Source organism: Humitalea rosea (genome assembly GCF_003253705.1).
In the GTDB taxonomy this organism is placed as follows: domain Bacteria; phylum Pseudomonadota; class Alphaproteobacteria; order Acetobacterales; family Acetobacteraceae; genus Humitalea; species Humitalea rosea.
Genome location: NZ_QKYU01000001.1, coordinates 400,904 through 419,864, shown reverse-complemented (window position 1 = coordinate 419,864; position 18,961 = coordinate 400,904). Strand labels below are relative to the sequence as shown.

Sequence of the window (18,961 nt, the reverse complement as noted above, 5' to 3'; positions counted from 1 at the left end):
TCGGTGGCAGGGGGAGGCTACCAAGCCCGGTCCGGGGCGGCAAAAACTGGCGTGGCCGCTTGCACGGACGGGCGCGGCGCCCGTATCACCGGGGCGCATGGGCCTGTAGCTCAATGGTTAGAGCGGGCCGCTCATAACGGCTTGGTTGCGGGTTCGAGTCCTGCCGGGCCCATGCCGCTTGCAGCACAGCCCTCACCCCTCCGCGCTTGGCGCTGGGCGGGGGGACCTGTAGAACCCTGCCAACCCCCGACACATACAGGTTGCACGCCCCATGGCCGCTTGGCAGTATATTTATGTAATGAAAGACCTGACGAAGAACTATCCGGGCGGCCGGGAAGTCTTCAAAGGTATCACTCTTTCATTCCTGGCGGATGCCAAGATTGGCGTGCTCGGCCCCAACGGCGCCGGCAAGTCCACGCTGATGAAGATCATGGCCGGCCGCGACAAGGAATACGGCGGCGAGGCCTGGGCGGCCGAGGGCGCCAAGGTCGGCTATCTGGAGCAGGAGCCGCAGCTCGACCCAACCAAGACCGTCGGCGAGAACGTCATGGAGGCGTTCACGGTGCTCAACGCGCAGATGGCGCGCTTCAATGAGATCTCCATGGCCTTCGGCGAGGAGATGTCCGAGGAGAAGATGAACGCGCTGCTGGCCGAACAGGCCGAGTTGCAGGATGCGATCGACGCCGCCGATGGCTGGGAGATCGACCGCAAGGTGGAGGTCGCGCTGGACGCGCTGCGCTGCCCGCCGGCCGATGCGCGCATCGACAATCTCTCGGGCGGTGAGAAGCGGCGCGTGGCGCTGTGCAAGCTGCTGCTGGAGAAGCCCGACCTGCTGCTGCTCGACGAGCCGACCAACCATCTGGACGCGGAAAGCGTGGCCTGGCTGGAAAAGACCCTGCGCGAATGGCAGGGCGCGGTGCTGGTCGTGACCCATGACCGCTACTTCCTCGACAACGTGACCAACTGGATCATGGAAGTCGATCGCGGCCGGGCGTTTCCCTACCAGGGCAACTACTCCAACTACCTGGAGCAGAAGCGCAAGCGGCTGCAGCAGGAGGAGCGCGAGGAGAGCGCCCGCCAGCGCAGCCTCGCGGCCGAGCAGGAATGGATCGGCCGCACCCCGGCCGGCCGTATGGCCAAGAGCAAGGCGCGCATCTCCGCCTATGAGGATCTGCTGGCCAAGAGCCAGGAGAAGGGCACCGGCGAGGTCGATATCGTCATCCAGCCGGGGCCGCGCCTCGGCAATGTCGTCATCGTCGCCGAGAACCTGCGCAAGGGTTATGGCAACCGCCTGCTGATCGACGATCTCTCCTTCAAGCTGCCGCCCGGCGGCATCGTGGGCGTGATCGGGCCGAATGGCGCGGGCAAGACGACGCTGTTCCGCATGATCACCGGCGGCGAGGAGCCCGACGGCGGCACGCTGATCGTGGGCGAGAGCGTGAAGCTCGGCTACGTCGATCAGTCGCGCGACAGCCTCGACCCGGAGAAGAACGTCTGGGCCGAGATCAGCGACGGCATGGACATGATCACGCTCGGCAAGCGGCAGGTTCCTTCTCGCGCCTATGTCGCCGCCTTCAACTTCAAGGGCACCGACCAGCAGAAGAAGGTCGGCGTGCTCTCGGGTGGTGAGCGCAACCGCGTGCATCTGGCCAAGATGCTGAAGCGGGAGAGCAATGTCCTGCTGCTCGACGAGCCGACCAATGATCTCGACGTGGACACGCTCCGTGCGCTGGAGGAGGCGCTGATGGAATTCGCCGGCTGCGCCGTGATCATCAGCCATGATCGCTGGTTCCTCGACCGCCTGGCGACGCATATCCTGGCCTTCGAGGGCGACAGCCACGTCGAGTGGTTCGAGGGCAACTTCCAGGCCTACGAAGCGGATAAGCGACGTCGACTTGGTGTTGCGGCTGACGAGCCGCACCGGATCAAGTACCGGCCCCTGGCTCGCTAAGCGCGGCATGCAACTGCATGTGGCGCGCGGCATCACCACCGCGCGCCTGTCGCTGTTGCCGCCCGGGCCGGAGCATCTGGACGACATCATCCGGCTGAAGGCCGATCCGCGCGTCTTCGGCGTGATGCTGCATGGCGTCCGCACGCCCGAGCGCACGCGGGAGGAATTGCAGGACGACATCGAGTTCTGGACCGTGCGCGGCTATGGCATCTGGAGCGTGTTCGAACGCGCGACCGGTGATTTCCTCGGCATCGCGGGGCTGATGGAACGTCCTGACGGGCGGGGTGTCGCCTTGCGTTACGCGCTCTGGCCGGAGTGTCGCGGCAAGGGCTTCGCGCGGGAGGCGGCGCGGGCGGCGCTGGCCTTCGGCCATGCTGCGGGCCTGCCGCGCATCATCGCCGTCGCGCGCCGGGACAATGCCGCGAGCGTCGGCGTGCTCACCGATCTGGGGATGCGGCAGGTGCTCACCTACCAGCATCAGGGGCAGGAGATGCTGCTGTTCGAGAGTGTCGCGCCGGGCTCAGCGTAGCGCTGCGCAGAAGGTCGCGATGCGGCGGCAGGCCTCCGCCAGCGCCGCATCATCCGCCGCGAAGCTGATGCGGAAATGTCCGGGGAACAGGAAGGCGCTGCCATGCACCGTGGCGACGCCATTCTCCGACAGCAGCGCGAAGACGAAATCCCAGTCATTCTCAAGCAACGTGCCGCCGGCCGTGGTGCGGCCGATGCAGGCCGTCATGTCCGGGAAGGCGTAGAAGGCGCCCTCCGGGACATGGCAATGCAGCCCCGGTGTCGCGTTCAGCATCCCCACCACCATGTCGCGCCGGCGCAGATAGGCGAGGCGCATCTCCTCTGTCGCCTCCTGCGGCCCGGTCAGCGCGGCGATGGCCGCGGCCTGGGCGATGGAGCAGGTGTTGGAGGTGCTTTGCCCCTGCAGCTTGTCCATGGCCTTGATGAGGAAGCGCGGCGCGCCGGCGAAACCGATGCGCCAGCCGGTCATGGCATAGGCCTTGGAGCAGCCGTTCATGGTCACGGTGCGGTCGCGCAGTCGCGGCTCGACCTGGGCGAAGGTCGCGAAGACGCGGCCGTCGTAGAGCAGCTTCTCGTAGATGTCGTCGGTGAGGATCATCACCTGCGGGTGGCGCAGCAGCACCTCGGCCAGGGCCGCAAGCTCCGCCGCGTCATAGGCGGCCCCGGTCGGGTTGCCCGGGTTGTTGATGATCAGCCATTTGGTGCGCGGGGTGATCGCCGCCTCCAGCTGCTCCGGCGTCAGGCGAAAGCCCTGGTTGGGGCCGCAGGGCAGCAGCACCGGCTCGCCATCCGCCAGACGCACGATATCGGGGTAGGAGACCCAGCAGGGGGTCGGGATGATCACCTCATCGCCGGGATCGAGGGTCGCGGTCAGCGCGTCGTAGATCACCTGCTTGCCGCCGGTCGCGACGATGATCTCATCGGGCGCATAAATGATGCCGTTGTCGCGTTTGAATTTCTGCGCGACGGCGCGGCGCAGCGCCAGGGTGCCGGAGATATCGGTGTAGCGCGTCTCGCCCGCCTCGATCGCCGCGATCGCGGCGTCCTTGATGTGGCGCGGGGTTTCGAAATCCGGCTCGCCCGAGGAGATCGCCAGCACATCGCGGCCCTCCGCCTTCAGCGCCTGGGCCCGCTGGCGCATCGCCGTGGTCTGGGAGGGGGAGATGCGATTCAGCCTGGCGGCGATGGCGGTGGCTTCGCTCATGGGGTCGTGACCTCTCGGAAATGGTGGGCGGGCAGGCCGAGGCCGGCCCGCGCCAGTGTGCAATTCAGCCCAAGGTGATGTGCTGGACGCGGATGATCTCGCCCCATTTGTCGAGTTCGCGCGTCCAATAGGCGTCGAGCTCAGCAGCGGTGCTGCCGACCGGCTCGATACCCAAGGCTATGATCCGCGCCTTGGTCTCGGGGTCCTGCAAGGCGCTTCGCAGCGATGTGGAGAGCTTCTGCACGATCGGCGCCGGCGTGCCGGCGGGCAGCAGGAAGGCGAAGTCGGTGGAGGATTCGAAGCCGGCGACACCGGATTCGGCCAAGGTCGGCACATCGCGCGCGAGGTCCGACCGCGCCGTCGTGCTGACGCCGAGGACCTTGAGCCGCCCGTCCTGGCGAAATGGCAAGGCCGTGACCAGATCGACGAAGGAGACCTTCACCTCACCCGCCAGCAAGCCCTGCACCGAGGGCGCGCCACCGCGATAGGGAACATGCAGCATCTGCGTCCGGGTCTTGGCCATCAGCAGCTCGGTGGCGAGATGGCTGCTGGCGCCGATCCCGGCGGAGGAGAAGGTCACATCGCCCGGCCGTGCCCGGACATAGGCAAGGAACTCCGCGACGGTGTTCACCGGCATCGAGGGATGCACGCACAACGCCTGCGCGCTGCGGGCGACGAGGCTGAGGCCGGTGAAGGCGGCGCGGTTCTCGTATGGCAGCGTCATCAGATGCGGCGCCATCGCATAGGTGCTGTTGGTGGCAAGCAGGAAGGTGTAGCCGTCCGGCTTGGAGCGCGCGACAAAGCCATGGCCGACCGTGCCCGAGGCGCCGCTGCGGTTCTCCACCACGATGGGTTGGTGGAGGTTCATGCTCATCGTCTGCGCGAGCACGCGGCCCAGCGTGTCGGTGGAGCCGCCCGCGGTCCAGGGAACCACCAGGGTCAGCGTGCGTGCGGGAAATACCTCCTGCGCCGCGGAGGGGCGCGATCCCAGCCCGGCCAGCGCCGGAACGGCGGCCAAACCGGCCGCCGCCAAAGAACGCCGTGTTACTTTGGTCATGGTACACCTCGCTTGTCGCCGCGCCCTGCGGCGGTTGTCTCACACCGTGCCTCAGCATCCCCCGGACTGCCGCGCTCATTTTCTGGCGCGGCTTCCCGGTCCTCACTTGCCCAGCCGGCTTGGCCGATCAGGGCAACTCGATCACAAGGTTGCGGAACCTGTCCACGCTGACGGCCGCATCCGGGCCGATGACGCAGGTGGATTCACGTTCCTCCACCAGCGCGGGTCCGGTGAAGCTTGCCCCCGGCGCCAGCGCGTAGCGGTCGTAGACGATGCAGTCGCGCCAACCGAAGCCTTCGAACAGCACATCACGCTTGCCGCGCGCGGCGCGGCAAGCATCGGTGAAGCTCTCCGTCGCGGTGGCGGCGACCGTGGCCATCTGGATGTCGCGGCCGGGTGCGACGCAGGCGACGCGCCAGGACAGCGCCTCGATCGGCAGCTCTTCCATCACGCGGCCGAAGCGCTCGCGATAGGTGGCGAAGAAGGCCTCTCGGATCGCGGGGAGATTGGCGCTCGAAAGCGACATCGACGGCAGCGGCACGGGAATCTCGAAGCCCTGGCCGACGTGGCGCATATCCGCCGCGGCATGCGCGATGATGTCGTCCGGCGCGGCGCCGGCCTCCAGCAACAGGGCGCGGCCCTCCTCGACCATCTGCGCCAGCAGACCGTTGACGTGGTCCCAGTCCACCCGCTCCAGCCGCGCCACATGGCTGCGGACGAGATCGGTCGCCGGCGGCGCCACCAGGAAGCCGAGTGCGGAGGCGACGCCCGCGCCGAGCGGCACCAGCATCCGCTTCATCTTCAGCAGCCGCGCCAGGTCATAGGCATGCACCGGCCCGGCGCCGCCGAAGGCGATCAGCGTGTAGCGGCGCGGATCGCGCCCCTTCTCGGCGAGGTGCATCCGGGTCGCCGCGGCCATCGTCTCATCGACGATGCGGCGGATGCCGAGCGAGGCGGTGTCGCGCTCGACATCGAGACCCTTGGCAATCCCCGTCTCGATGATCTTCTGCACGGCATCGACATCGAGGGACATCTCGCCGCCCAGGAAGTAGGCGGGATCGAGTCTGCCGAGCACGAGGTCGGAATCGGTCACCGTCGGCTCGGTGCCGCCGCGGCCGTAGCAGATCGGCCCGGGCTTGGCGCCGGCGCTGCGCGGGCCGACCTTCATCAGCCCCGAACCGGGATCGACACGGGCGATGCTGCCGCCACCGGCGCCGATCTCGATCATGTCCACCACCGAGACCTTCAGCGGCAGGCCCGAACCTTTCTGGAAGCGGCGCACGCGCCCGGCCTCGAAGTCGAACTTGCGGTCGGGGGCGGCATTCTCGACCAGGCACATCTTGGCGGTGGTGCCGCCCATGTCGAAGGAGACGACGTGATCCATCCCCGTCAACCGCGCGAGGAAGGAGGCCGCCATGGCCCCCGCCGCCGGGCCGGATTCGATCAGCCTGATCGGGAAATCCTTGGCATCGCGCACCGCGGCGATGCCGCCGCCCGAGAGCATGACATGCAGCTGCCCGGCAAAGCCGAGTGCCGCGAGATCCGTCTCCAGCTTGTCCAAATAGCGGCGCATCAGCGGCTGCACATAGGCATTGGCGCAGGCGGTGCTGGTGCGCTCGAACTCGCGGATCTCCGGCGCCACGCGGCAGGAGAGGGAAAGGGGCAGATCGGGATAGAGCGCGCGCACGATCTCACCGGCGCGGGCCTCGTGCCGGTCGTCGCGATAGGAATGCAGGAAGGCGATGGCCAGCGCCTCGATGCCCTCCGCCTCGACCAGCTGCGTCACCGCCAGGCGCACGGCCTCCTCGTCGAGCGGCAGCAGGATCTCGCCGGAGACGTCGATGCGTTCCGGCACTTCCAGCCGGCGGTGGCGCGGCACCAGCGTCGGCGGTGCCTCGATGAACAGGTCGTAGAGGTCGTAACGGGTTTCTCGGCCGATCTCGATGACGTCGCGGAAGCCTTGCGTGGTCAGCAGCCCGACCTTGGCACCGGTGCGCTCGATGATGGTGTTGGTGACCAGCGTGGTGCCATGCACGATGCTGTGCAGATCGCCGGCGGCAAGGCCGGTTTCCTCCAGCAGGCGCTTGACGCCGGCGATGATCGCCTCGCTCGGATCGTCGGGCGTGGTCAGGCGCTTGCCGGTCGCGACCAGGGCGCGGGCGGAATCATGCAGCACGAAATCGGTGAAGGTGCCGCCGACATCGACGCCGATACGGGCGGTGCGTGTGATGGTCATGGTCTCAAACCACTCCGTAGTCTTTGCGTGCCGCATCGGCGGTGATGTAGCCATCGCGCAGATCGGCCAGGATCGCGGAAGGCTCGCGCTGCGCCGGGTCGCCGAAGCCGCCGCCGCCCGGATAGAGCAAAGTGACGCGCCGGCCCGGTGCGACGGTGCTGCGCGACTTCGGATGCGGCCGCGTGCCGTCGTCGATGCTGATGACCGCGGGTGCCCCGGGCCCACCGCCGAGCAGGCCCTGCGCCGGATGGTCGCGCCGGTCGGAGAGCAGCGAGAGCCGCACCGGGGCGGGGGTGCGGACCTCGATCTCCGCGATCTGGCCGAGCCCGCCGCGGAAGCGCCCGGCGCCGCCGGAATCCGGGCGAAGCTGCTTCTTCCAGACCAGCAAAGGGGCGACGCTCTCATAGGCCTCGATCGAGCCCGCGCCGACATTGGTCGGGAAGGCCGTGGTCGGCAGCCCGTCGCGATGCGGGCTGGCGCCCATGCCGCCACTGGCGAAGAGCACCTGGGAGAAACGATCCCCCGCATGATCCATGCCGCTGAACAGCGCGCGCATGGTCGGAGCGCCACCGCATTCGGCGATCACGCTTTCGGGCAGCACATCGGCCAGCGCCTTGTAGATCGCCCCCGCGAGCAGATGCCCGGTCAATTGCCGGGCGCTGCAAGGCGCGGGGAAGCGCGGGTTGAGGATGCTGCCCTCGGGGGCGGCCACGGTGATGGCGCGATAGGAGCCCTCGTTGCGCGGCGTGAACGGGTCCAGCGCGCATTTCACCGGATAGACCGCATAGGCATGGGTGTAGTTTAGCACGCAGTTGATGCCGCGATCGATCTGCGGCGAGGTGCCGGCGAAATCGATGTGCATGGTCTCGCCCGCAACCGTGACGGCGACCTCGATATGCGTGGTCTGCTCGTCGAAGCCATCGGCATCGATGCTGGCGCGATAGGTGCCGTCGGGCACCGCCGCCAGCGCGCGGCGCATCGCAAGATCGGCGCGGGCCTGCAAGGCCTCCGACAGCGGCTGGAGATTCGCAAGGCCCGTATCCTCCAGGAACTCCACCACGCGGCGCACGGCGACCTCGTTGGAGACGACCTGCGCCTGCAGGTCGCCCATCACCGGCCCGGGCACGCGGACGTTGGAGGTGAGGATATCGACCAGCTCGGCATTGATCTCGCCGGCGCGGTACAGCCGCATGGGCGGGATGCGGATGCCTTCCTCGAACAGCTCGCGGCAATCGGCGGACCAGAGCGCGCCGCCGACATCGGGCGAATGCGCGATGCAGCCGGCGAAGCCGACGATCTGATCCTTGAAGAAGATCGGCGACACGGCGGTGAAGTCGGGCAGATGCCCGGTCGCGAGCCAGGGGTCGTTGGTGATCACGCAATCGCCCGGCTGCCAGGTCTCGATCGGGAAGCGCTTGAGGAAGCTCTTGGTGGTTTGCGGCAGGATGCAGGAGAAGGAGGCGATGCCGCCGGTGTTCTCGGAGAGGGAATCGCCGTTGCGGTCCATCAGCACGGTCGCGAAGTCGTTGGACTCGCGCACGATGGTGGAGAAGGCGGTGCGGAGCAGACCGGTCGCCGCCTCGTCGGCGATCGAGATCATCCGGCTCCAGTAGACTTCCAGCGTGATGGGATCGAAGGCGTCCAAGGCAGGTCCTTCCGGCGTTTGATGACGAAAGTGTTGGGCAGGCGGTCCAGCAGCGTCCAATATCAATCACCGATGCTGTGATAGGTCTGGCGAATGATGTCATGGAGCTGAGACACTTCCGTTACTTCGTGGCCCTGGCCGAGGAGCTGCACTTTACGCGCGCGGCGAAACGCCTCGGCATCTCGCAGCCGCCGCTGAGCCAGCAGATCCAGCAGATGGAGGCGGAGCTTGCGACGCCGCTGTTCGAACGCAGCCAGCGCCGTGTCGCCTTGACCGAGGCCGGGCGCATGTTCCTGGCCGAGGCCCGCGCCACCCTGGCCCAGGCGGCACGGGCCGAGATGGTGGCGCGCCGTGCCGGGCGCGGCGAGATCGGCGAGTTGCGGGTCGGCCTCTTCGCCTCGGCGCCGCTGCTGCCGGCCTTCGCGCGCAGCATTCTCGCCTTCCGCCGGAGGTTGCCGGATGTGCATCTGTCGTTGCGGGAGGGGCCGACCTTCTGGCAGGTCGATGCGCTGCAACGGCGGGAGTTGGATGCGGGCTTCCTGCGCTGCCAGGCCACCGTCGACCTGCCGCCCGATATCGCGGCGGTGGAGCTGTTCCGCGAACCGCTGATGGTGGCGATGCACCGCGACCATCCCCTGGCGAAGAAGCGCGGGGCGCTGCCGCTGCCGCTGCTGGCCGGGGAGGATATGATCTTCTTCTCCCGCGCCGTCGGCACCTCGCTGCATGAGCAGCTTGCGGCGCTGTGCCGCCGCCATGGCTTCGCGCCGAAGGTGACGCAGGAGGTGCGGGAGAATTCGACCCTTCTGGGGCTGGTCGCGACCGGGCTCGGGATCGCGGTGGTGCCGGAATCGCTGTTGCGGATACGGGCCGGCGATGTCGTCAGCCGCCGGCTGGATGCCGATGACGCGACCACCGCGGTCTTCGTGGCGACGCCGCGGGACCAGGAGAGCAAGCTCGCGCGCGCCCTCCTCGCCTGCGCCATCGGGGGGTGAGGCGAGGGGGCCCTTGATTGCAAGGTTTATACGGGCATATACCCGCGTCATGAGCTCCCCTTGCTTCTGCGTCCTGCTCCGCACCGCCGCCCGCCGGGTCGCCGCGACCTATGACGCCGCCCTGGCGCCGGTGGGGGTCAACATCGCCCAATTCGCGCTGCTGCGCGCGGTGGCCCGCACGGAGCCCGTGGCGCTGACCGAGCTTGGCCGGCGATTGGAGCTCGATCGCTCGACGATCGGGCGCAACAGCCGCGTGCTGGAGCGGATGGGCCTGGTGGCGCTCGGCCGTGGCACCGACCAGCGCGAGGCGATGGTGTCGCTCACCGAGGCGGGGCGGGAGGTGATAACGGCAGGCCTGCCGCTCTGGGATGCGGTGCAGCACAGGATCGCCGCGGAGTTGGGTGAGGGCAAGGCGGCGGCGCTGCGCGAGATCCTCGGCAGCCTTTGAGTTTGGGTCAATGCGGGTAGCTGCCCGCAAACGGAGGCTGGACCATGACGCATTCGACTGTGGCGCTCGCCCGATCATCGCCGCTGGTGGCGGCCTTCGCCCGGCGGGGGGTGCATTACGGCTGGGTGGTGGCCGCCACCACCTTCCTCACCATGCTGGTGACGGCGGGGGCCGTGGGCGCGCCGGGGGTGATGATCGGGCCGCTGCGGGCCGAGTTCGGCTGGGAAACCGCCGATATCTCGGCCGCCTTCGCGGTGCGGCTGCTGCTGTTCGGGCTGCTCGGCCCCTTCGCCGCGGCCTTCATGAACCGCTTCGGCCTGCGCCGGGTCGCGAGCTTCGCCCTGCTGCTGATCGCGGCCGGGGTGCTCGGCTCCTTCGCGATGACGGAGCTTTGGCAGCTCCTGCTGCTCTGGGGCGTCGTGGTGGGGACCGGCACCGGGCTCACCGCGCTGGTGCTGGGCGCCACCGTCGCGACACGCTGGTTCTCGGCGCGGCGGGGGCTGGTGGTGGGGCTGCTGACCGCCAGCACCGCGACCGGGCAGCTCGTGTTCCTGCCGCTGCTCGCGAGCCTGACCGATCACATCGGCTGGCGCGGGGCGCTGACCTTCGTGCTGGCCATGCTGATCCTGGCGGCGGTCGCGGTGCTGGTGCTGATGCGGGACCGGCCGGCGGATCTCGGCCTCGCCCCCTTCGGCGGCTCTGCCATCGTCCCGGCGCCGGAGCGGCTGAGCCTGCCGGCCATGCTGGCCTCGCCGCTGGTGGCGCTGCGGGAGGCGGCGGGGACGCGGACCTTCTGGGTGCTGTTCGGCACCTTCTTCGTCTGCGGCGCCAGCACGAATGGGCTGGTGCAGACCCATTTCGTGGCGCTCTGCGGCGATTACGGCATGGCGGCGGTGACGGCGGCGGGGGTGCTCGCGATGATCGGCGTCTTCGACTTCGCCGGCACGGTCGGCTCGGGCTGGCTGTCGGACCGCTTCGACAGCCGCTGGCTGCTGTTCTGGTATTACGGGCTGCGCGGGCTCTCGCTGCTTTATTTGCCGTTCACCGACTTCACCTTCTACGGCCTGTCGCTGTTCGCGGTGTTCTATGGGCTGGACTGGGTGGCGACGGTGCCGCCGACCATCAAGCTCGCGGCGGACCGGTTCGGGGACAAGGCGAACCTGGTCTTCGGCTGGATCTTTGCCGGGCACCAGCTGGGGGCGGCGACGGCGGCCTATGGCGCGGGGTTCAGCCGCACGGCCTATGAGAGCTATTTGCCGGCCTTTTTCATCGCGGGGTCGCTGTGCCTGGTGGCCTCGGCGGCGGTGCTGGGGCTGCGGGATGCGCGGGCGGCGGCGTGAGGAGAAAAGGTGGTGCGGGCGGTCGGAATCGAACCGACACTCCTTGCGGAACCGGATTTTGAGTCCGGCGCGTCTACCAGTTCCACCACGCCCGCGTACCACCCGCATCTAGCCGCGCCGGGCGGGGAAGGAAAGGGGGCAGGGGCTTAACCCTTCCCTCACATGCCGTGGGGCAGCCTGTCTTCCCGGGGTGCAGCCAGCCATCGGCCCCGGCAGAGGGGCCATGCCGTCGCACCAGGACCAGGTCACCATCGAGTTGCGGCGCCTGGTCGCCCGGCTGGAGGAGTCGGGCCTGGCCGAGACCAGCCCGGATATCGATGCCCTGCTGACCGCCTCGCGGCTGCATCTGGCGGCCTCGGCGCGGCCACCGGCGCAGATGCTCCGCAGGCTTGGCGGCAAGCTCACGGTGATCGGGCCGGTGGTGCTGGATGGGCTCACCGTGCTGCTCGTGCTGCCGCTGGGCTGGGCGCTGGCGCAGGGCCGGCTGGCGCTGGAACTGGCGGAGCAGCCGCCGGCCCCCCTGATCCTCGCCGGGCTGCTGCTGCCCTGGGCGATCCGGCGGCTGGGGCAGGGCACCGGCCTGCTGCTGCGGCTGTCGCGCGGGCCTGCCTTCTGGCTGCGCTACCATCTGCGGATCGGCTACAACTGGCTGGCCGAGGCCTTCAGCCGCGCGGCCGAGGCGCGGCTGCTCGCCAGCCTCGGCGCGCTGGAGATGATGCGCGCCTGGCGGGGCTGGGCCCGAACCCTGCCGCACCGGCCCCGGCCCCACGACCTTGAGCACTTCATCGCCATGGAATGCGGCCCGCGCGGCAGCGCCCTGCTGCGGGCCGCGGGCTTCGAGGCCGAGCCCGCCCTGCGCTGGTCGCGGCTGGTCCTGCTGTTCGAGCTGCTGTGCGGCCCGGGCGGGCCCACCCATGGCCCGCTGGCGGACCTCTCGGCGCTGGGCGAGTTGCCTGACCCGCCGCCGCGCGACCTGCCGGCGGAGGACATCGAGCCGCCCCGCGAAACCGACCGCTACGAGCGTGAGCGGATGGACCTCCGCCAGGAGATCATCCGCAAGAAGAAGGACCTCTCCACCGCCTATACCTGGAAGGTGAAGACCGCGGCCGAAATCGCCGAGCGCGACCGCTACGCCGATCAGGTCCGCGCCGAGATCGCCACGCTCGAAGCCAGCCTGAAGGCGCTGCGCGCCCCCGGCCCGTGATCAGCCGCTGGCCATCGCCGTTTCGAACAGCCCGGGGCTGACGATCTCCAGCAGTTCCAGATCCTCCGAATGCGCGAGTTCCCGATGCTTCACCATGGGCGGCTGCAACACCGTGTCGCCGGGGTTGAAGGTGACCTCGCCGATATCCTCGTATTCGAACCGCACCCAGCCGCGCAGCACAAAGACGAACTGGAAGCCGAGATCATGCGTGTGCCACTGCGGCACCGCATGGCGGCCGGGGATGGCGCGGATGACATGGGCGGCGAAGGCCCCGCCCGTCGCCGCCCGCACGCCGAGGTCGCGATAGGCGAAGAAGGCGCGCAGCCCCTCGTCATAGACGGCGCCCTCGGCGCGGCTGACGGTGGTCCCGATTGCGGGGGTCCCGATTGCGGGGGTCCCGATTGTGGGGGTCCCGCTCATACCAGCGGCGCCAGGCAGTTGTCGGCATAGCCCTTATGGGTCTTCAGCCGGGCGTACCAGGCCGCGAGCTGCGGCAGCTCCGGCCGCGCGATCGGCAGCACGAACCAGCGATGCACGTAGATGCCGAGCGCGATATCGGCGAGCGTCAGCGCCTCGCCGCAGAGATAGGGCCGGCCTTCCAGCTCCGCCTCGACGATGCGCCACAGCGCCTCCGCCTCATCCCGCGCGCGGGCGACGGCGGCCATGTTGCGCTCGGCCTCGGCCACGCGGATCAGGGTGATGAACATCACCGTCATCGGCCGGTTGTTCATGCCGAGTTGCCAGTCCAGCCACTGCTCCACCTTGGCCCGGCGGCGCGGATCGGCGGGGTAGAGCCGCTCCCCGCCATGGGTCGCGGCGAGGTAGCGCAGGATCGCATTGCTCTCGTAGAGCGTGAACCCATCCGCCTCGACGATGGTCGGCACCAGCCCATTGGGGTTTCGGGCCAGATACGCGGGCTCCGTATTGCCGCCGAAGGGGCCGCCGATATCCTCGCGCTCATAGGCGATGCCGAGTTCCTCGCAGAGCCACAGCAGCTTCATGACATTGCTGCTGGTCTTGCGGCCGAGGATGGTCAGCATGGGACGTGATACCTCCGTGTTTCGCGGCAGGCTAAATGCGGCCCGGTGGATGGTCCAGCCGGCTTGCCGCCGCCGCGTCGCGGCAGGATAGGGTGTCTGCCATGATACCGCTTCCGATCCCGCTTCTCCTCGCCGTGCTCGCGGCCCTGGCCCCGGTCATGGCCATGGTGTCCGAGCGCGTGCTGGGCTTCGCGCCCTGCACCCTCTGCCTGTGGCAGCGCTGGCCCTATTGGGTGGCGATGGTCCTGGCGCTGCTCGCCGCCGCCTGGCCGCGGGGGCGGCGCGGGCTGCTGGCGCTGGCGGGAATCGCGGTGCTGGCCTCGGGCGCGATCGCGGCGCTGCATGTGGGGGTGGAACAGGGCTGGTGGCCCTCGCCGCTCGCCTCCTGCACAGCACCGGTCTCGACCGGTGGCGGCACGATCGATGATTTGCTCGCCAGCATGGCGGTGCGGCCGGACAAGCCCTGCGATGCGGCGGCCTACCCGATTCCGTACCTGCCGCTGTCCTTCGCCGCGATGAACCTGATCTACGCCTTGGCACTGGGCGGCTTCACCCTCATCTGCCTGCGACGGAGGCCCGCATGACCGAGACCAGCCCGAGCCCGCTGCCCACCCCCGCCGAGGAGGTCGCCCGCACCATCCGCGTGGACCATGCCGGCGAATACGGCGCCCAGCGCATCTATGCCGGCCAGCTTTCGGTGCTGAAGGACGGCCGCCACGGCCCCATTCTGCGCCACATGCAGGCGCAGGAGCAGGAGCATCTGGACACCTTCAGCCGGCTGATCGCCGAACGCCGGGTGCGGCCGACCGTGCTGCTGCCGTTCTGGCATGTCGCGGGCTTCGCCCTCGGCGCGGTGACGGCGATGATGGGCGAGCGCGCCGCCATGGCCTGCACCGTCGCGGTCGAGGAATCGATCGACGACCATTACGGCGCCCAGCTTGACCGCCTCGGCCCGGATGAGGCGCCGCTGCGCGCCCATATCGAGAAATTCCGTGCCGAGGAGCAGGAGCACCGCGACATCGGCCTGGCCAATGAGGCCGAGCTGACACCGGGCTACAAGCTGCTTTCGGCCGCGATCAAGGTCGGCTGCCGGATCGCGATCAGGGCCAGCGAACGCATCTGATCAATAACCGCGGGCCGGTTCCACCACCTGCTCCAGCGCCGCGCCGTTGCGGAAGCGATGCAGGTTGGCGAAGAACTGCTCCAGGCAGCGCTGGCCATAGGCGGTCGGGTCATACAGCCCGCAATGGGGCGTGATCACGAGGTTGGGCGTGTCCCAGAGGGGGGAGTCCGGCGGCAGCGGTTCCTGCGGCAGCGCATCCAGCACCGCCCCGGCCAGGCTGCCCTCGGTGAGCTTGGCCGCCAGCGCCCCCGCATCCAGGATCTCGCCCCGGCCGATATTCACCACCCCGGCATGGGGCGGCAGCAGGTCCAGCTCCGCCCGCCCGATCAGCCCCGCCGTCTCCTGTGTGAGCGGCAGGGCGATGACCAGGAAATCGGCCTCGGGCAGGAAGGCACGGAAGCCGTCGCCGAGCGTCATCACGGAGACCGCGGAATGCGGCCGGCCGGAATGGCTGTTGCCGATCACCCGCATCCCTTGCCGCGCCAGCGCGGTCGCCGCAGCACCGCCCAGCGCCCCCATGCCCAGGATCAGCACCGTCTTGCCCGCGACGGTGCCGCCGGCGCGCGGCGCCCAGCGATGGGCGCGCGCCTGCGTCAGCAGATAGGGCAGATGAGTGTTCAGCATCAGCACCGCGGTCAGCGTGAATTCCGCCGCCTTGGGGGCATGGGTGCCGCTGGCATTGGTCAGGGTGATCCGCGGTGGCAGGGCCAGCTTCAGCAGCCATTCGACGCCCGCGCTGGTGTAGCTGATCCAGCGCAGCTTCGGCGCCCGGCGATCCAGATCATCGAGCGGCATCTGGCCGGTCAGCAGCAGCACCTCCGCCTCGGCCAGATCCGCGGGCGAGGCGCCGAAGCTCAGCGCCACCCCCGGTGGGGCCGAGGCGCGGATGCGCGCCTCGGTGAATTCGGACGCGAGCTGCGAGGCCGGATTGGCCGCGACATGCACCCGCACCGGGCGGCCCTGGTCCACCATCACTCGATCCGGATGTTGTTGGCGCGGATGATGCGGCCATAGGATTCGGTCTGCGCCACGAGCCGGGTGCGGAAGGACTCGGCGCCATCGGCCTGGACCTCGCCGCCAAGCTCGGTGATGCGCGCCTTGATCGCCGGCTCGTTCAGCACCGTGCGGATCTCCCGCTCCAGCCGCGCGATGACCGCGGGCGGGGTCGCGCCCTGCACCAACAGCCCCTGCCAGGTGCCCGAATCCGGCTCCGGCCAGCCGAGTTCGCGGAAGGTCGGCAGATCGGGCACGGCGGCCAGGCGATGCGGGCCGGTGACGGCGATGCCGCGCATCTGCCCATTCACCACGAAGGCCTGGGACTGGGTGGCACCGGCGACCGTCAGATTCGCCTCGTTCGACACGAGGGCCATCAACGAGGGCGCGCCGCCGCGATAGGGCACCGCGGTCATCTCCGCGCCCCAGGCGCTGGCCAGCGACAAGGTGACGAGGTGGCTCAGCGTGCCGGTGCCGGAATTGGCCGCGTTCAGCCCGCCCGGGACCTGCTTGGCATAGGCGGCGAGTTCCGCCGCGTTCTGCACCGGCAGGGCATTGTTCACCGCCAGGATATAGGGTGCGTAGATCACCATCTGCACCGGGGCGAGGTCGCGCTCGATGTTGAAGGGCAGGGTGGGGAACAGGAACGGGTCGGTCGCCAGCACCGAAATGTCGAGCAGCAGCATGGTGTGCCCATCCGGCCGGCTCTTGGCGACGTAATCGGCGCCGATGTTGCCGCCCGCGCCGGCGCGGTTCTCGATCACCACCGACTGGCCAAGGGCGCGGCCAAGCGGCGTCGCGATCAGCCGCGCCAGGATGTCGCTGGTGCCGCCCGGGGCGTTCGGCACGATGATGCGGATGGTCTGGGTGAAATCCTGGGCCCGCGCCACGGTGGGGGCGGCCAACAGCAGCGGCGTGGCGGCCGTGGCTTTCAGGAGGCTTCGACGGTTCATGGGGTTGTCTCCTCGACCCATCTTCAGCGGGCCTGGGGCGCATCCTCCCTCTGTTACGCCGGCGTTAGCAAGATGGCCCGTCCGCCGCGGCAAATCGGCATCACGCTGCTGCATTGCGGCATCGTGTCACCTCCGCCCTTGAACAGGGCGAAGCAGCGGGTTAGGTTGACCTTGGTTGTTGCGAGGGATTCGCATCCTGCTCGCAACTCTCACGGAGGACCCCATGGGTCACGACTTCAGTCACATTTCCCGTCGCTGCGAGCGCGCCGTGGTCACTGCCTACCGCGAGCTGCGGGAGGTGGGCAACGATGATTTCTCGTCCTTCCGGGCCTGCACGACGCTGTATCGCGTCCATCATCCCGAAGCCTCGGTGACCGAGGCGCGGCGGCTGGTCAGCGAATGGATCGACCATCACGTCATCCGCGAGGATATCGGCCCCACTGACGGCTGCGCCTGCGATTAAGACCCGCCCCGCAGTCTAGACTGCGGGGTCTAGACTGCGCAGTCTAGACTGCGGGGCGCGCCCAGCCGATCGCGGCCCGCGCCAGCGCATCGATGGTATCCACCACCGGCACCCCCACCGCTGCCCGCGCCGCCCCTTCGGGCAGGCCGAGCGGGATCTCGGTGCAGCCCAGCACCACAGCCGTCGCCCCCGCCGCAACCAGCCCCGCCGCGGCCTCGGCCAGGCGCGCCGTCGAAGCCTCGGGCCGGCCGGCCTTCACCGCCTCGATCGCCGGGGTGACGCAGCCGGTCATGACCCCCGGTGGCGGGACCAGCACCTCCCACCCCGCCGCTTGCAGCCGCTCCTGGTAGAGGCGCATCGCCAGCGTGCCCTCGGTCGCCAGCAGCCCGATGCGGCCGGGGCGCACGCCCTGCCGCGCGAGGTCCACCGCGGCCGCATCCACGATATGCAGGATCGGCAGCGGGCAGGCGGCCTGCATCGCATCGAACCAGCCATGGGCGGTGTTGCAGGGGATGACGATGGCCCGCGCGCCCGCGGCCTCCAGCCCGCGCAGCCCGCGCAGCAGCGCGGGCAGGGGGTCGGGCCCCGTGCCCAGTCGCGCCGCCGTCCGGTCCGGCACGCTCGGGTCGGACCAGAGCAGGAAGGGGATATGATCCTGGTCCCGCGCCGCGGGGGTCAGCAGGGTCAGCCGCGCGCAGAACTGCGCCCCGGCCAGCGGCCCCATGCCGCCGAGCACGCCCAGAATCATCTGATGATCATCCGATTATCGCATCCCATGTGAGCTTGACCCCAGTGATCAGCAGCAAGGCGTAGAGCAGGCGGTAGTAGAGTTTCTCATTCACCCGCGTCGCCAGCCAGATGCCGAGGTTCACCCCGATCGGCGCCAGCGGCAGCAGCACCAGCGCCGTCAGCAGGTTTTCGGCGTTCAGCTCCCCCAGAAACCAATAGGGGATCAGCTTCACGTAATTGACCAGGCCGAAGAAGACGACGGTGGTGGCCGCCAGTTGCTGCCGCTCCAGCCCCAGCGGGTAGAGGTAGACCGCGACCGGCGGCCCGCCGGCATGGGCGATGGTGCTGGTGAAGCCCGAGCACAGCCCCCAGAACCCGCCCCGCAGATTGGAGGGCTCGGCCTTGGGCGGCGGCGTCCGCCGGGTCTTCTGCCACAGCGTCCGGGCCAGGAAGATCAGGCTTATCCCCCCGATCACGCCTTTCACCGCGCGCTCCGGCATCACCCCGAAGGCAAAGCCGCCGAGCGCGATGCCGAGAAGTGCTCCGGGCATCAAGGCCCGCATCTCCCGTGCGCTCCATTTGCCCCAGAGCGCGCGCAGCCCGGACAGGTCCATCGCACAGAGCATGGGCAGCGCGATGCCGGCCGCCTGCGGCGCGGGCACCACGAGCGAGAGCAGCGGCACGGTGAGGTTGCCGCCGCCCGAGGCGAACCCGCCCTTGCTGATCCCGGTCAGCAGGAAGGCGGGGATGGCGAGCAGATAGAACAGGGGGTCGGTGATCAGCACGGTGGCGGTCTTATCCTCATGATGCGCCCTGTCCATGGGGCGGGCCGCGCATGGCGCCCGCGCGTCTGCCTCGGGTGACGCCGGGCGGGGGCGCGTGTAGGCGGGGTTCTTGCTACGGCATGTTGTGCTGGCTACGGCACGTTGTGCTGGCTACGGCACGTCGTGCTGGCTGGCCGCCGGCTGGCCTTCGGGCAGCGGCACCTCCTGGCACGGGCTAGCGAAACCCGTGCCGCGTCTCCTCCTCCAGACCCCCCTTCTCCAGATCCCCCT

General features: G+C 69.3%; 19 protein-coding genes and 2 tRNA genes. 10 read left to right on the top strand and 11 right to left on the bottom strand.

Features of this window, described 5'->3' with window-relative positions; genetic code table 11:
* Positions 1-99: 99 nt before the first annotated feature.
* The 3 genes from C8P66_RS01875 (at position 100) to C8P66_RS01865 (ending at position 2,480) form a co-directional block, all read left to right on the top strand.
* Positions 100-172: transfer RNA gene (locus tag C8P66_RS01875), tRNA-Ile, on the top strand.
* 99 nt (positions 173-271) lie between these two features.
* Positions 272-1,951 carry an energy-dependent translational throttle protein EttA gene (gene ettA / locus C8P66_RS01870; protein ID WP_111396421.1) on the top strand — a complete coding sequence of 560 codons (1,680 nt, stop codon included), beginning with the start codon at positions 272-274 and terminating at the stop codon, positions 1,949-1,951.
* Between the two features lie 7 nt (positions 1,952-1,958).
* Complete coding sequence (locus C8P66_RS01865) at positions 1,959-2,480, top strand: GNAT family N-acetyltransferase (RefSeq protein WP_111396420.1); 522 nt, start codon at positions 1,959-1,961, stop codon at positions 2,478-2,480.
* On the opposite strand, the gene C8P66_RS01860 is transcribed toward C8P66_RS01865, so the two are convergent.
* The 4 genes from C8P66_RS01860 to C8P66_RS01845 all read right to left on the bottom strand — a co-directional run bounded on the left by C8P66_RS01860 (position 2,472) and on the right by C8P66_RS01845 (position 8,621).
* Positions 2,472-3,683, bottom strand: a complete 1,212-nt coding sequence (locus C8P66_RS01860; protein ID WP_111396419.1) for a pyridoxal phosphate-dependent aminotransferase — start codon at positions 3,681-3,683, stop codon at positions 2,472-2,474. The two genes, C8P66_RS01865 and C8P66_RS01860, sit on opposite strands and share 9 nt — an antisense overlap.
* A gap of 64 nt (positions 3,684-3,747) precedes the next feature.
* The gene (locus C8P66_RS01855) at positions 3,748-4,701 is read right to left on the bottom strand and encodes a Bug family tripartite tricarboxylate transporter substrate binding protein (protein WP_158537060.1); all 954 of its coding nucleotides are present in this window, start codon (positions 4,699-4,701) and stop codon (positions 3,748-3,750) included.
* 166 nt (positions 4,702-4,867) lie between these two features.
* Positions 4,868-6,976: a hydantoinase/oxoprolinase family protein gene (locus tag C8P66_RS01850; RefSeq protein WP_111396417.1), complete on the bottom strand. Its 2,109-nt coding sequence runs from the start codon at positions 6,974-6,976 to the stop codon at positions 4,868-4,870.
* 4 nt (positions 6,977-6,980) lie between these two features.
* Complete coding sequence (locus C8P66_RS01845) at positions 6,981-8,621, bottom strand: hydantoinase B/oxoprolinase family protein (protein WP_211313993.1); 1,641 nt, start codon at positions 8,619-8,621, stop codon at positions 6,981-6,983.
* Between the two features lie 101 nt (positions 8,622-8,722).
* Between C8P66_RS01845 and C8P66_RS01840 the strand changes: the two genes are divergently transcribed.
* The 3 genes from C8P66_RS01840 to C8P66_RS01830 are packed head-to-tail and all read left to right on the top strand — an operon-like array spanning position 8,723 to position 11,401.
* On the top strand, positions 8,723-9,613 hold the full coding sequence (locus C8P66_RS01840) for a LysR substrate-binding domain-containing protein (protein ID WP_111396416.1): 891 nt from the start codon (positions 8,723-8,725) through the stop codon (positions 9,611-9,613).
* Between the two features lie 49 nt (positions 9,614-9,662).
* Complete coding sequence (locus C8P66_RS01835) at positions 9,663-10,061, top strand: MarR family winged helix-turn-helix transcriptional regulator (protein WP_111396415.1); 399 nt, start codon at positions 9,663-9,665, stop codon at positions 10,059-10,061.
* Positions 10,062-10,105: 44 nt separating this feature from the next.
* Positions 10,106-11,401, top strand: coding sequence for an MFS transporter (locus C8P66_RS01830; RefSeq protein WP_111396414.1), 1,296 nt, complete (start codon positions 10,106-10,108; stop codon positions 11,399-11,401).
* Between the two features lie 10 nt (positions 11,402-11,411).
* On the opposite strand, the gene C8P66_RS01825 is transcribed toward C8P66_RS01830, so the two are convergent.
* A tRNA-Leu gene (locus C8P66_RS01825) sits at positions 11,412-11,496 on the bottom strand.
* 128 nt (positions 11,497-11,624) lie between these two features.
* Here C8P66_RS01825 and C8P66_RS01820 point away from each other — a divergent pair.
* Positions 11,625-12,605 (top strand): hypothetical protein, encoded by a 981-nt coding sequence (locus tag C8P66_RS01820; protein WP_111396413.1) that lies wholly within the window; start codon positions 11,625-11,627, stop codon positions 12,603-12,605.
* Here C8P66_RS01820 and C8P66_RS01815 read toward each other — a convergent pair whose 3' ends face one another.
* Both C8P66_RS01815 and C8P66_RS01810 read right to left on the bottom strand, forming a co-directional pair.
* The gene (locus C8P66_RS01815; RefSeq protein WP_111396412.1) at positions 12,606-13,025 is read right to left on the bottom strand and encodes a cupin domain-containing protein; all 420 of its coding nucleotides are present in this window, start codon (positions 13,023-13,025) and stop codon (positions 12,606-12,608) included.
* Positions 13,022-13,645: a glutathione S-transferase family protein gene (locus C8P66_RS01810; RefSeq protein ID WP_111396411.1), complete on the bottom strand. Its 624-nt coding sequence runs from the start codon at positions 13,643-13,645 to the stop codon at positions 13,022-13,024. The genes C8P66_RS01815 and C8P66_RS01810 overlap by 4 nt, the downstream gene beginning before the upstream one ends.
* Before the next feature lie 101 nt (positions 13,646-13,746).
* Between C8P66_RS01810 and C8P66_RS01805 the strand changes: the two genes are divergently transcribed.
* Both C8P66_RS01805 and C8P66_RS01800 read left to right on the top strand, forming a co-directional pair.
* Positions 13,747-14,229, top strand: coding sequence for a disulfide bond formation protein B (locus tag C8P66_RS01805; protein ID WP_111396410.1), 483 nt, complete (start codon positions 13,747-13,749; stop codon positions 14,227-14,229).
* On the top strand, positions 14,226-14,768 hold the full coding sequence (locus C8P66_RS01800; protein WP_111396409.1) for a demethoxyubiquinone hydroxylase family protein: 543 nt from the start codon (positions 14,226-14,228) through the stop codon (positions 14,766-14,768). Before C8P66_RS01805 ends, C8P66_RS01800 begins: the two co-directional genes overlap by 4 nt.
* Here the strand turns inward: C8P66_RS01800 and C8P66_RS01795 are convergent, their stop codons facing one another.
* Both C8P66_RS01795 and C8P66_RS01790 read right to left on the bottom strand, forming a co-directional pair.
* The gene (locus C8P66_RS01795; protein ID WP_111396408.1) at positions 14,769-15,740 is read right to left on the bottom strand and encodes a D-2-hydroxyacid dehydrogenase; all 972 of its coding nucleotides are present in this window, start codon (positions 15,738-15,740) and stop codon (positions 14,769-14,771) included.
* Complete coding sequence (locus tag C8P66_RS01790) at positions 15,740-16,714, bottom strand: Bug family tripartite tricarboxylate transporter substrate binding protein (RefSeq protein WP_111396407.1); 975 nt, start codon at positions 16,712-16,714, stop codon at positions 15,740-15,742. Before C8P66_RS01790 ends, C8P66_RS01795 begins: the two co-directional genes overlap by 1 nt.
* A 223-nt stretch (positions 16,715-16,937) precedes the next feature.
* Between C8P66_RS01790 and C8P66_RS01785 the strand changes: the two genes are divergently transcribed.
* Positions 16,938-17,177, top strand: a complete 240-nt coding sequence (locus tag C8P66_RS01785) for a hypothetical protein (protein WP_111396406.1) — start codon at positions 16,938-16,940, stop codon at positions 17,175-17,177.
* Between the two features lie 43 nt (positions 17,178-17,220).
* Here C8P66_RS01785 and cuyB read toward each other — a convergent pair whose 3' ends face one another.
* Together cuyB and C8P66_RS01775 are read right to left on the bottom strand one after the other, a co-directional pair.
* A complete protein-coding gene (cuyB, locus tag C8P66_RS01780) occupies positions 17,221-17,925 on the bottom strand; it encodes a cysteate racemase (protein WP_111396405.1) in 705 nt (234 codons plus the stop codon).
* Positions 17,926-17,932: 7 nt separating this feature from the next.
* On the bottom strand, positions 17,933-18,727 hold the full coding sequence (locus C8P66_RS01775) for a sulfite exporter TauE/SafE family protein (protein ID WP_111396404.1): 795 nt from the start codon (positions 18,725-18,727) through the stop codon (positions 17,933-17,935).
* Positions 18,728-18,961: the final 234 nt, after the last annotated feature.